This is a genomic window from Ruegeria sp. CDSB013, assembly GCF_059611165.1.
Window position 1 is genome coordinate 107,497 of sequence record NZ_JBXWPA010000007.1, and the last position, 12,193, is coordinate 119,689.

The following is a 12,193-nucleotide window of genomic DNA, read 5'->3' on the forward strand; positions in this document are numbered from 1 at the left end:
ATGAGGTCAAGGGACGTCAACAGCCGCGAAAGGCCAGCCCAATGAGCAGTGAGCATTATACACCCGCCGTGAACCCCTTGCCGCCGGTCGTGGTGGCGTTGGTGTTGTTTATCATGGGGATCGAATTGGCGTTTACGTTGGGTTCGCGCGGCCTGGTCGGAGGACCTGGCGCAGTTGGTTGGCGCCTGGATGCCTTGCAGAGTTATTCATTTTCCCCGGACATCTTTCACTGGATGATCCAGAACGGGCGCTGGCCGTTTGAACACGTGATCCGTTTCGTGACCTATCCGTTCGTCTCGGGCAGTTTTACCCAGGCGGTTTTTGTCAGCGTCTTCGTTCTGGCTATGGGCAAATTGGTGGCCGAAGTGTTCGGTGGCCTGCAGATGCTGATCATTTTCGTTGTGTCTGGGATTGGCGGTGCGTTGATCTATGCGCTGGTGCTGAACCCAAATTACCCGTTGGTCGGAGGGTTCCCTCCGGTCTATGGCCTGATCGGTGCGTTCACGTGGTTGCTGTGGCGCAAGCTGTCTCTGGTCGGTGAGAACCAGTCCCGCGCATTCAGCCTTATCGCGGTCTTGATGGGCATCCAGCTGGTGTTCGGCCTTTTGTTTGGCGGCACATCGGATTGGGTCGCAGATCTTGGCGGATTTGCCACCGGATTTGGCTTGTCGTTTTTTCTGGCTCCCGGCGGATGGGCGCGGATCGTGGGACGTATTCGCCGCGACTGATCAGGATCGGCGCAATGCTTTCCTGAACTCGGACAGCTCGAACGCTTTGAAGAGGTGGCCGAGGAAGAAATAGGCGGCTGCTGCAAATATGATCAGGACAAGCAGCGCCAGATAACGCCAGCCTGGCAGCTGGAACGTCCAACCAAAGACATACAGCGCGGCGTACAGAACCACACCCATACCTAAAGAGGCGGTTACAATCCGCCATGCGCGGCGCTTGAAGCGGTCATCCAACTGCGCCTCATCGCCAAAACGCCGCGCCCCTATAGCCAGCAGAACGACCATGGCCCAGCCCGCAGTCGAGGCCGCGATCGCAGGTGCGATCCATCCGACCAACGGGTAAAGGCCAAAGGCCAGCCCAGCATTGATGATCATCGCAACCACGGCATAGCGAAACGGAGAGCGAGTGTCTTCGCGCGCGAAGAACAACGGTTGCAGAAGTTTTTGTATCATGAAAGCGGGCAGACCGACGCCATAGATAGCTACGGCCAAGGCAGTGGCTGCCGTGTCCTCGGGGCTGAACTGGCCACGTTCGAACAGGACCGACACAAGAGGTATTGGAATGATCAGAAAGGCAACAGTGGACGGCAGGGTCAGCAGCAGTGTGAACTCTCCGGCGCGGGAATAAGCATTGCGCGCACCGTCTTTGTCCCCTGCGCGCAGGCGCCGTGACAGATCGGGCAGCAGGACGATTCCCACCGCAATGCCGACGACGCCTAAGGGAAGTTGATACAGCCGGTCTGCAGCGAACAGCCAACTGACGGCCTTTTCGGTTTTGGACGCGACCAGCTGGCCAACAACCAGATTGACCTGTGTTACACCCATCGCCAGGGCGGCGGGTACTGCAATGCGAACCATGCGCCGCATTTCCGGGTTGAGCTTGGGCAATCCGGGGCGAATGCGAATACCCGCACGCTCAGTCGCCACCCAGACCAGCGTCAGTTGCGCGACTCCTGCCAGCGGAATGACAGTGATCAGCCACCGGATCACTTCGCCGCCGGACAACGCGCCTGCGATCAACGCAGTGCAAGCAAAAATATTCAGCAAGACAGGCGCAGCGGCGGCGGCAGCAAATCGACCGGTGGCGTTCAGAACGCCGGAAAACAGTGCGGCCAACGACATGAACAGGATATAGGGAAAAACGACGTAACCATAGTCGACGGCCATGTCGAAGCGTTCATCGCCATAGAACCCTTCGGCGGTCAGCCAGACAAGTCCAGGCATGAAAACCATCGCCAATCCAACCAGTGCCAAAACAGCCGCCGCCAGCAGGTTGAAGGCATCCTGAGCAAACCCTTCGGCGTCTTCTTCGCCTTCCAGTCGTTTCGAGAACATTGGCACAAAAGCGGCGTTAAAGGCCCCTTCGGCAAAGAAGCGGCGAAACATGTTGGGTAGGCGGAAAGCGGCGACAAAGGCGTCCATCACCGGACCGGGCCCGATATAGGCGGTTAGCAGAATCTCTCGGAGAAATCCCAAAATTCGACTGGCCAGAGTCCAGAATCCGACCGTGAACAGGCCTGAAAACAAACGGATCTGTTTCATGAGATTGCGCGCTCCGCACCTTCGGTGATGGCTTTGCGCAGCTTGGTCTCAAGACCGCGTTGTTTGCTTTCGGAATGGTATTTCAGGCCGAACATGTCCTTGACGTAAAACGTATCGACAACCTGTTCACCATAGGTCGCGATCACGGCGTTGGCGATATAGACATTGGCCGCCGCCAGCGTTCTGGTCAGGTCATACAACAGGCCCGGGCGGTCGCGTGTATCAACCTCGATGATGGTGTAGATCTCGGACCCGTCATTATCGAAGATGATATGGGTCGGCACATTGAAGGCGCGTTCGCGTTTCTTGATCTTGTCGCGCGATTTCAGAGCGTCACGCGCCACGACTTCGCCCTTGAGCGTCTTTTGGATCATCTGTGTCAGTCGCGGTAATCGGCTGTCCTCAAAAGGGTGGCCCTCGGCATCCTGAATCCAGAACGCATCGGTGACGTACCCGTCCTTGGTGGTATAGCTACGGGCGTCGACCACGTTGGCCCCAACCAACGCAAGCGCGCCGGCGATGCGGGCGAAAATCCCTGGATGGTCTGCCATGGCAAAACACGCGCGGGTAGCGTCGCGATAGTCATCCGGGTGCAGGTGAATTTCCATCGCGCCGGGGTCGCCGCTGTGTTCTAGAGCGCGTAGCATTTTCGCGAACTCAATATGTGTAGACAGGTTCAGGCCCTGCCAGTAGGGCGCATAGTGTCGTCCTGTTTCGGCCTTCAGGTCAGCCTTCGACCAATTGTCAAGCGCCGAACGCAGCGCCTTTTTGGCTTCTGCGCCACGGTTGGCCCGGTTCAGGTCTTCCATACCGGTTTCAAGCGCCCGTTTGGTTTCAGCGTGCAAGGCGCGCAGCAGGGTGGCCTTCCAGTTGTTCCAGGTGTTGGGCCCAACGCCGCGAATATCACACACGGTCAGAACCGTGAGCAGATCCAACCGTTTGACCGTCTTAACCGCCTTGGCAAAATCGCGCACGGTGCGCGGGTCCGAGATGTCGCGTTTCTGCGCCATGTCGGACATCAACAGGTGATATCGCACCAGCCATTCCACGGTTTCAGAGTCTGATTTGTTCAGACCCAACCGTGGAGCAACCTTGCGTGCGATCTGAGCGCCCAGAATCGAGTGATCTTCGGGTCGCCCCTTGGCGATATCGTGCAGCAGCAAGGCCACATAGAGGACCTTGCGATTAACCCCGCGTTTCAGGATCGATGAGGCCAGCGGCAGCGATTCAACCAGTTCACCGCGTTCAATCTGGGCCAGGTTGACGATGGTCTGGATCGTGTGCTCGTCCACTGTATAGCTGTGATACATGTTGAACTGCATCATCGCCACGATGTGTTCGAACTCTGGCAAAAACGCCGACAATACTCCCAATTCGTTCATACGGCGCAGGGCGCGTTCCGGGTTGCCGTGTTTCAGCATCAGGTCCAGAAAAATGCGCTGCGCCTCTTTGTTTTGGCGCATGTCGTCGTCGATGAGGTTTAGGTTGGCTGTCACCAGCCGCATCGCATCCGGGTGGATCAGCATGCCAGTGCGAAGACCTTCCTCGAACAGACGCAGAAGGTTCAGCTTGTCGGACAGAAACTTCTTGGCGTCCGCTACATCCAAGCGACCGTGAACGACCTTGTACCCTGCTTTGACACGCGGTCGGCGCCGAAAGATGCGTTCCAGTAGGGCGGCACCTTTCACGTGTGACGCTTCGAGTTTGGTCAGGAAGATCCGGGTCAGTTCACCAACGCGCGTTGCCTCGCGGAAATAGCGTTGCATGAACACTTCAACAGCCCGTCGTCCGGCCCTGTCTTCATAACCCATACGGTCGGCAACCTCGACCTGCAGGTCGAAGGTCAGTTGTTCTGTCGCACGACCGGTCAGCAGATGCAGATGAGAGCGTACAGCCCACAGAAACTCTTCGGCCTCTACAAAGGTGTCGAATTCCTCGGGTTCAAACAGGCCCAGAGGGACCAGTTCAGCCACGTCCTGAACGCCATAGATGTACTTTGCAATCCAGTAGAGCGATTGAAGATCGCGCAGCCCACCCTTGCCTTCTTTTACGTTGGGCTCGACCATATAGCGCTCGCCCTGTTTGTGGTGGCGCTCGTCACGTTCCTGCAGCTTGGCCTCGATGAATTGACGCTCGCTGCCCTTGAACAGCTCGGTTTTCAGGCGGCTATCAAGCTCTTCGGCAAGGGCCGCGTCGCCAGCCAGGTAACGCTGCTCCAGCATGGCGGTGCGGATGGTGAAATCCTCGGTGCCCAGTCGCAGACAATCCTTGATCGTTCGGGATGAATGGCCAACCTTCAGGCGCAGATCCCAAAGCATGTAGAGCATGGACTCGATGACACTCTCAGCCCAGGCGGTGATCTTGTACGGGGTCAGAAATAGCAGATCGACGTCCGAGGCCGGGGCCATTTCGCCGCGGCCATATCCACCAACAGCAAGAACCGCAATCTTTTCGCCCTGCGTCGGCGTTGCCAGTCGATGCAGATAGGTGCTGGCCACCTGCATTGCTGTGCAGACCAACCCGTCGGTAAGATAGGTGTAGGACCGTGTCAAAGGTCTGGCGTCAAAGGGGCGTTTAGCGAAGGCATCCGCAATGGTCTTGCGCCCAGCCTTTTGGGCATCGCGCAGGATGCGCACGGTTTCATTCCGCCGCGCGGCATTGTCCTTAATATTTTCAAAGGCTTCCGACAGTTGCGCCAGGATGGCGGTACTGTCGAAAATTTCATCGGCCGCGCAGATCAGCTCACCCTTGGGGGTGAGTGTCAGCACCGGCTGATCAGAAACCGGCGCCAGAGAAGCTTTGAGGGGCGGAGTCAATCACTACTACCTGTTTGTTCTGGATCGTGGCAACGGCCAGACCGCGTTCATTCGTACCGTCGGACCGAAGGCGGAAGATGCCACCAACGCCTTGGAATCCGGCGTTCTGGGTCAGGGCTGACGTGGTCAACGCATCGGATTTGCCCTGGCTGACCAAAGCCGCAATTGCTGCAATGCCGTCATAGGCCAGACCACTGATCGGGTGCGGAGCCTCGCCATAGGTGTTGTTATACCGCTGGCGGTATGCCTGCGCCTTTGCCGGGTCGGGCAGGGCGAACCAGCCCCCTTGAACACCTGGCAGTTCTAACGTCTGTGCCGGTATGTCCCAGCGCGTCAGGCCGAGGAATTGGGTGGTGGCCGACGACACACCAGCTTCTGGCAACAGTTGCGAATATAGCGGCAGCGCACCAGCTGTCGTCGCTGTCAGAAACACCGAATCTGCACCGGCAGCATCCACGGTTGCCTTGATCGTCGGAACCGAGTTGATGACGCCTTGCTGGGACCGGTCATAACCAATCGTACCAGCATTCGCTACGCGGCTGCCGGCAAGCGCAGTTGCAATCGCCGATTGACCAAGCTGCCCGGCTGCATCGTTGCTGTGGACGATGACCATGCTGGTCTTGCCTTGTGATCCGGCAAAGTTGACCAAACGGTTAGCCGTATTCTGAAAGGTCGGGCCCAGAACAAAGACGTTGCCACCTGCAATGCTGGTATTGTTCGAGAAGGATAGCACGTTGACCTTGTTGTTTAGCACAGCGAGACCTGCCGAGTTTGCTGCCTGCGCGTAAACCGGGCCAATGATGATCTTCGCCCCATCCGCGACGGCTTGTTGCGCCACTGTCGCGGCCGTGTTCGAGCTGCCCCGCGTGTCGTAAACACGTAGGTCTATCGTAACATTCTGCAAATCGGCCATCGCCAGACGCGCTGCGTTCTCAAGGCTCCGTGCAAGTTGAGCGTCGCCCGAATTTCCCGATCCCGCCGGAACCAATAGTGCGACCGGAACGGGTTTCGACGTGTTAATGGATGGGCCTCCACCAAGGCCGCCGGGCTCACATGCAGCGAGGAATGCGGCGGCTGCCAGGATCGCGGCGGATTTCGCCAGCTTGCGAACGGGCTTGCAAACGGTAAACATCTAAATGAAAACTCCCTGTCCCGGCGGCTTGGGGTACCACCAATCTGTTATGCCGCGATAATAAACGTCACGCTGTGAGGGTCCAGCTTTGAATTTCCAAAAAGTAAGATTGGGCGCTGGCCTGTATTTTGTTGCCACTCCGATCGGGGCGGCGCGCGATATCACGCTTAGAGCGCTGGATGTGCTCGCTTCGGCGGATGTCATCGCCGCCGAAGACACGCGCAGCTTGCGCCGGTTGATGGAAATTCACGGAGTCCCGCTGGATGGGCGGCGAATCCTGGCCTATCACGATCACAGCGGCGTAGGCGCGCGCGGCAAAATCCTTGATGCGTTGCAGGACGGGAAGTCTGTCGCTTATGCCTCCGAGGCCGGAATGCCGCTGATTGCCGATCCGGGATACGATTTGGGGAAGCAGACCGCAGAAGCGGGTCATACGGTGACCTGTGCACCGGGACCGTCAGCGGCGCTGATGGCGCTGACACTGGCCGGGCTGCCGACAGATGCGTTCTTTTTTGCGGGCTTTTTGCCGAACGCGACCGGCGCGCGCCGGTCGCGGATCGAGGCGTTGCGGGACGTGCCGGGCACATTAGTGTTTTACGAATCTCCGAAACGCGTGGCGGCGTGCTTGTCGGATCTTGCAACCGTGCTGGGCAATGACCGTCAGGCCGCAATCTGCCGCGAGTTGACGAAGAAATTCGAAGAAGTTCGTCGCGGGACGTTGGAAGAACTGGCGGCCGACCTGCAAGGGCAGACAGTCAAAGGTGAAATTGTTCTGCTCGTGGACCGCGGACATTCGGAAACTGTTAACGAATCTGACGTAGAAGAGGCGTTGAAACGAGCCTTAGAAACCCATTCGGTTCGCGACGCGGCCGATCTGGTATCAGAGATGTACAAGCTGCCACGCCGCCCGATCTATCAGAAGGCTCTGAAATTGGGAAAGGGATGACATGGCCGCACGATCCGTTCGAAGTTCGGTGTCTTTTCATGCCGGGCAGGCTGCGGAGCAGCAGGTTGCATCAAATTACGAACAACGCGGCTATTCCATCCTAAATCGCCGCTGGCGCGGCGCCGGTGGGGAGATCGATCTTATTGCGCGCGACGCTCGCGGAGTTGTCTTTGTCGAGGTTAAGAAAAGCATCAGTTTCGATGCGGCCGCCGCCCGGATCAATCGCCGCCAGATGGATCGCATCTGCGCATCTGCGGCCCAATTCCTGGAAACCGAACCAGACGGGCAATTGACCAATGTGCGGTTTGACGCGGCTTTGGTGGATGCCTCGGGCGCCGTTCAAATTATCGAAAACGCCTTCGGTTTAACCTGATCCCCATTGAACCCCCGACGTGGCTGGGCCATGTATCTGGCGTGAAACTGAGGGACACGCCATGAAAATCGCCTTTCAGATGGACCCGATCGGGGCCGTGGATATCAATGCCGACAGCTCATTCCGTCTGGCCGAAGAGGCGCAGGCGCGCGGACACTCGCTGTTTTTCTACAGCCCGGATCAGCTAGCCTATCAAGAGGGGCGGATCACCGCACGCGGTCAGGACATGAAAGTTCAGCGCGTGGCAGGCAATCCGGCTGAACTTGGCCCGGAACATGAAGTGGACCTGGCAGAGTTCGACGTGATCTGGCTGCGTCAGGACCCGCCGTTTGACATGCATTACATCACATCGACCCACCTGCTGGACCGTCTTAAGGGCCAGGTGTTGGTTGTGAATGATCCGTTCTGGGTACGGAACTACCCCGAGAAACTGCTGGTTCTGGATTTCCCGGAATTGACCCCGCCGACAACAATTGCGCGCGACCTGCAGACCATCAAGACGTTCAAGGAAAAGCACGGCGACGTCATCCTCAAACCGCTTTATGGAAACGGTGGTGCAGGAGTTTTCCGACTGGATGCGAATGATCGCAACTTGACCTCATTGCATGAACTGTTCACCGGATTCTCGCGTGAGCCTTTGATTGTTCAGAAATTCCTGCCGGATGTCAGCAATGGCGATAAGCGTGTGATTCTGGTCGATGGTGACGCAGTCGGTGCGATCAACCGCGTACCGGCCGCGGGCGAAACGCGTTCGAATATGCATGTGGGCGGTCGCCCTGAGAAAATCGGCCTGTCTGAGCGCGATTTGGAAATTTGTGCCGCGATTGGACCGTTGCTGAAAGAAAAAGGCCAGATCTTTGTGGGTATCGATGTGATCGGCGACTACCTGACAGAGATCAACGTGACCTCGCCGACCGGCATTCAGGAACTTGAGCGGTTTAACGGCGTGAACGTCGCTGAAAAGATCTGGCAGGCGATTGAGGCCAAGCTTTAAGACGCGGCCTTGGCGCTGATACGAAAGCTGAGCGCCTCGGCAATGTGAGGGCGCCGGACATCCGGTGCCCCGTCCAGATCAGCGATGGTACGCGCCACACGCAGGATTCGGTGAAAGGCGCGGGCAGACAGGCCAAATCGCTCGGCTGCCTTCAGCAACAGGTCTTTGCCTTCAGCATCCGGGGCAGCGATTTCATCCAGCAATTTACCCTCGACATCGGCGTTCTGACGGGTGGACAGTGTATCGCAAAACCGCTCTGCCTGAATCGACCAGGCTTGTTCGACGCGCGCGGCAACGGTGGCGGAACCGTCACCCGAGGGTGGTAGGTCCAGATCGGTGAATCTGACCGGGGGCACCTCAATCCGCAAATCAAACCGGTCCATCAGCGGCCCGGAGATTCGGCTCAGATAATCCTCTCCGCAAACAGGTGCGCGGGAACAAGCGCGCCCGGGATCGGTCAGGTACCCGCATTTGCAGGGGTTTGCCGCCGCGACCAGCATGAACCGGCAGGGGTATTTCACATGGGCATTTGCACGCGCGACCATGACCTCTCCAGTTTCAATCGGCTGGCGTAGTGTCTCCAGAACCGTGCGCGGAAATTCCGGGAACTCGTCCATGAACAGAACGCCGTTGTGGGCCAGCGAAATCTCGCCCGGCTTTGCCCCCCTGCCGCCACCAACGATCGCAGCCATGGACGCCGTGTGATGAGGTTCGCGAAACGGGCGGCTGCGACTGATTCCGCCTTCGTCCAAGAGCCCGCACAGAGATTGGATCATTGAGGTTTCCAAGGCCTCTGCTGGCGTGAGCGGCGGCAAAATTCCGGGCAGCCTAGCAGCCAGCATAGATTTCCCTGATCCGGGCGTGCCGGTCATGATCAGATGATGTCGCCCGGCCGCGGCGATTTCCAAGGCGCGTTTGGCGCGCTCTTGCCCTTTGACGTCGCGCAGATCCCTCGCGCTGGGCTCAAGTGTAACTTCGCCGGGTTGCGCGGCGGGCAGAGGGGACTGGCCCGAGAAATGCCGCACCACGTCCCCAAGCGACCCAGCCCCGATGACCTGCGTCGCATCGACCCAAGCAGCCTCGGCGCTTGACGCGCGCGGGCAAAGCAAAGCGCGATCCTCTGCTGCAGCGGTCATTGCGGCAGGCAAGGCGCCAACAACAGGTACCAGAGAGCCGTCCAGAGACAGTTCGCCCAGCGACACCGACCCTTCGGCGGCGTCCCGAGGAATGATCTCTAACGCAGATAGCAGCGCGACCGCGATGGGCAGGTCGAAATGGCTGCCTTCCTTGGGCAGGTCGGCGGGTGACAGGTTGATCGTGATCCGTTTCGACGGCAATGCGATGGCCATGGAACTTAACGCGCTGCGGACGCGGTCCCGCGCTTCGGACACAGCTTTGTCGGGCAATCCTACGATGGAAAAGGCGGGCAATCCCGGCGAGACGGCGCATTGCACCTCGACCGGGCGGGCATCAACCCCTTGAAAAGCAACGGTATGGGCGCGGGCAACCATGAATGACCTTTTTGGTTAACAGGTCGTTGCTGCCACGGTCGCGGTTTAAGAATCGTTAACAACGCGGGTCATTTCGGTGAATTTCGGCCAGGCTCCGGGATCAGCGACAGTTTTGTCACGGCAGAACGAATTACAGAACCCCCAGCGTTGGCCGTCGAGTTCAAGAACTGCAGTAATGGCTTTGCCGGAATAGGGGCAGGTGTCATTGATTGACGTCGTGCCATTAACCGCCTTTGCCTGCGACGTGCCGCCGATTGGCCAAGGTTCTGATTGCAGATCCATTGGGTAGGGAAATGGGTCGTATTCGACCGTCAGTCCCATCGCACGCCATTGGCGGATGGGTCCATCTGACAGCAACTCAAGACAGTATTCGCGATTGGCATTAGACACGGGCAAGCCGTAGCCGATGATCCGCGCCGCGACTGGTGTGTAGACCACGTCAGCCAGCGAATAGCGACCGAACAAAGGACCGGTATTCGCGCCTGACACATCACGGGCATGAGCCCACAAGGTCTCGATCCTTGCCAGATCGGTGCGCGTCTCAGACGAGGGAACGAACCCTTGCCAACACTGTTTGAGTTGCATCGGACACTGTCCGCGCAATGCGCCAAATCCAGCTACCATTTCCGCGCAAAGCCATCGCGCGGTGGCGCGCGCGGCAGGATCTTCGGGCCACAACCCGGCTTCCGGATGCAACTCGGCCAGCGTTTCCGCCATCGCCAGACTTTCCCCAACCACGGTGCCGTCAGGCAATCGCAGGGCAGGGACAAGGCGGGCAGGGGCGAGGGGTTTCATATCCTCGGCCATGGTGCCCGAATAAAGGCCGATCATATGGGAACGATAGGGCAGACCGAACTTTTCCAGCATCAGCCAGCCACGCATGGACCAGCTGGAAAACAAGCGGTCTCCGATAAACAAATCATAAGTCATACGGGAAGGATGGCGTGGCCGACCCGTTCAGTAAATCAGTGATTTGTGCGCGGTTGCATCACGGAAGATGATTGATCCGCCCAACGGACCAGTGTTTTCCGTTGTGCGTGATTTCGGTAACCGAAAGGTTGTCGATGCGATGGCTAAAAGCCTCTTGCGCGTCGACGTCCAGCGCCCTTTGGACCTGTGTCAGGATCACGCCAAAATGCGCTACGACCACGATATCGCACCCGCTGTGTTGCGTGATCAGTTCGTCAACGGCTGCGTTGACGCGTCCGCGAACCTCGTTCCAGCTTTCCCCGTTGGTGGGGCGTACGTCGCCGGGGTTGTCCCAATATGCGAATGCAAGCTCGGGGTCTTCGGCCTCGATCTCTTTGAAGGCACGCAACTCCCACGTGCCGAAATTGATTTCGCGCAGCGCGGGTCGATGCGGTAGTCGCTGGCGGCGGCCCTGTATGGCCGAGGCGGTATCTGCGGCCCGGCTCAGATCAGAGGAAACAACAAGTGCCTTTGCGGGTAGGTGATCATGCAAGCGGGCAACGGCTGCGCGGTCGCTCAGATCGGCGGGAAGGTCGGACCAACCGACCATCGTTTTGGCATGAGTTGGGCCATGACGCACAAGATGCAGACGTGTCAATCCACTTGTCCCTTCAATACAATTGGCAATCCGGCCGTTACCTGCACCACCAGATCGGCCTCGGCGGCCAATGCGATGTTCAGCCGTCCCTGCGCTTCGCGAAACCGGCGGGACAGCGCGTTGTCAGGGACGATCCCTTGTCCAACCTCGTTCGAGACGATGACGACCTGTGCGGAACACAGGCGTAGCGATTGTAAAAGCGCGCTTTGCGTCTGTTCCAGATCGTTTTCTGCAAGCAGGTGATTGGTCAGCCACATGGTGGCACAGTCGATCAGACAGACAGAGTTCGGGGGCAAATCCGCCAATGTCGGGCCAAGGTCAAACGGTGCCTCGATCGTCTTCCAGTCTTCGCCCCGTTGGGAAACATGGCGCTGGACCTTATCTTGCATCTCGTCATCAAACACTTGTGATGTTGCAAGATAAACCCTCTTTTTTCCTGATGAAACAACAAGATGTTCGGCAAAAGCCGACTTGCCCGAGGCCGCGCCGCCCAACACAAAGGTTAAATCCGGACTCACGATAATTACCTTCCATGTGATCCACCCGGTTTTGTTTTGCGTATCGTTCATAGGTCGGCAAAGCAA

Annotated in this window: 11 protein-coding genes; 4 read left to right on the plus strand and 7 right to left on the minus strand. The window is 58.3% G+C overall.

Translation table 11 applies throughout. The features are described from left to right. The first annotated feature begins 41 nt into the window (after positions 1–41). Positions 42–728, plus strand: coding sequence for a rhomboid family intramembrane serine protease (locus AC2FJF_RS13500; RefSeq protein WP_496725857.1), 687 nt, complete (start codon positions 42–44; stop codon positions 726–728). Here the strand turns inward: AC2FJF_RS13500 and murJ are convergent, their stop codons facing one another. Genes murJ through AC2FJF_RS13515 form a run of 3 tightly spaced genes read right to left on the minus strand, consistent with a single transcriptional unit; the run spans position 729 to position 6,218 of the window. Beyond that, entirely contained in the window at positions 729–2,270 is a 1,542-nt protein-coding gene (murJ, locus tag AC2FJF_RS13505; protein ID WP_496725858.1) for a murein biosynthesis integral membrane protein MurJ, read from the minus strand. It abuts the gene before it with no gap. Continuing rightward, complete coding sequence (locus tag AC2FJF_RS13510; protein ID WP_496725859.1) at positions 2,267–5,086, minus strand: [protein-PII] uridylyltransferase; 2,820 nt, start codon at positions 5,084–5,086, stop codon at positions 2,267–2,269. The genes murJ and AC2FJF_RS13510 overlap by 4 nt, the downstream gene beginning before the upstream one ends. Then, positions 5,046–6,218: a penicillin-binding protein activator gene (locus AC2FJF_RS13515; protein WP_496725860.1), complete on the minus strand. Its 1,173-nt coding sequence runs from the start codon at positions 6,216–6,218 to the stop codon at positions 5,046–5,048. The genes AC2FJF_RS13510 and AC2FJF_RS13515 overlap by 41 nt, the downstream gene beginning before the upstream one ends. 88 nt (positions 6,219–6,306) lie before the next feature. Here AC2FJF_RS13515 and rsmI point away from each other — a divergent pair, with 88 nt between their 5' ends. The 3 genes from rsmI (at position 6,307) to gshB (ending at position 8,531) form a co-directional block, all read left to right on the plus strand. Then, positions 6,307–7,164: a 16S rRNA (cytidine(1402)-2'-O)-methyltransferase gene (gene rsmI, locus AC2FJF_RS13520; protein WP_496725861.1), complete on the plus strand. Its 858-nt coding sequence runs from the start codon at positions 6,307–6,309 to the stop codon at positions 7,162–7,164. Between the two features lies 1 nt (position 7,165). Further along, positions 7,166–7,537, plus strand: a complete 372-nt coding sequence (locus AC2FJF_RS13525) for a YraN family protein (protein WP_496725862.1) — start codon at positions 7,166–7,168, stop codon at positions 7,535–7,537. Positions 7,538–7,598: 61 nt separating this feature from the next. After that, entirely contained in the window at positions 7,599–8,531 is a 933-nt protein-coding gene (gshB, locus tag AC2FJF_RS13530; RefSeq protein WP_496725863.1) for a glutathione synthase, read from the plus strand. Here gshB and AC2FJF_RS13535 read toward each other — a convergent pair. From AC2FJF_RS13535 to cobU, 4 genes are read right to left on the minus strand one after another with little or no spacing between them, the layout of a single operon-like run. After that, complete coding sequence (locus AC2FJF_RS13535; protein ID WP_496725864.1) at positions 8,528–10,042, minus strand: YifB family Mg chelatase-like AAA ATPase; 1,515 nt, start codon at positions 10,040–10,042, stop codon at positions 8,528–8,530. The genes gshB and AC2FJF_RS13535 overlap by 4 nt on opposite strands. A gap of 45 nt (positions 10,043–10,087) precedes the next feature. Then, the gene (locus AC2FJF_RS13540; RefSeq protein ID WP_496725865.1) at positions 10,088–10,972 is read right to left on the minus strand and encodes a glutathione S-transferase; all 885 of its coding nucleotides are present in this window, start codon (positions 10,970–10,972) and stop codon (positions 10,088–10,090) included. A gap of 58 nt (positions 10,973–11,030) precedes the next feature. Beyond that, positions 11,031–11,609, minus strand: coding sequence for a histidine phosphatase family protein (locus AC2FJF_RS13545; protein WP_496725866.1), 579 nt, complete (start codon positions 11,607–11,609; stop codon positions 11,031–11,033). Then, a complete protein-coding gene (cobU, locus tag AC2FJF_RS13550) occupies positions 11,606–12,178 on the minus strand; it encodes a bifunctional adenosylcobinamide kinase/adenosylcobinamide-phosphate guanylyltransferase (protein WP_496725867.1) in 573 nt (190 codons plus the stop codon). The genes AC2FJF_RS13545 and cobU overlap by 4 nt, the downstream gene beginning before the upstream one ends. Positions 12,179–12,193: the final 15 nt, after the last annotated feature.

What these genes read in the sequence shown, in the direction of transcription:
- cobU (WP_496725867.1), bottom strand. Translation starts at nt 12,178, where the DNA reads ATGAACGATACGCAAAACAAAACCGGGTGGATCACATGGAAGGTAATT.
- murJ (WP_496725858.1), bottom strand. Translation starts at nt 2,270, where the DNA reads ATGAAACAGATCCGTTTGTTTTCAGGCCTGTTCACGGTCGGATTCTGG.
- AC2FJF_RS13525 (WP_496725862.1), top strand. Translation starts at nt 7,166, where the DNA reads ATGGCCGCACGATCCGTTCGAAGTTCGGTGTCTTTTCATGCCGGGCAG.
- AC2FJF_RS13540 (WP_496725865.1), bottom strand. Translation starts at nt 10,972, where the DNA reads ATGACTTATGATTTGTTTATCGGAGACCGCTTGTTTTCCAGCTGGTCC.
- AC2FJF_RS13535 (WP_496725864.1), bottom strand. Translation starts at nt 10,042, where the DNA reads ATGGTTGCCCGCGCCCATACCGTTGCTTTTCAAGGGGTTGATGCCCGC.
- gshB (WP_496725863.1), top strand. Translation starts at nt 7,599, where the DNA reads ATGAAAATCGCCTTTCAGATGGACCCGATCGGGGCCGTGGATATCAAT.
- AC2FJF_RS13500 (WP_496725857.1), top strand. Translation starts at nt 42, where the DNA reads ATGAGCAGTGAGCATTATACACCCGCCGTGAACCCCTTGCCGCCGGTC.
- AC2FJF_RS13515 (WP_496725860.1), bottom strand. Translation starts at nt 6,218, where the DNA reads ATGTTTACCGTTTGCAAGCCCGTTCGCAAGCTGGCGAAATCCGCCGCG.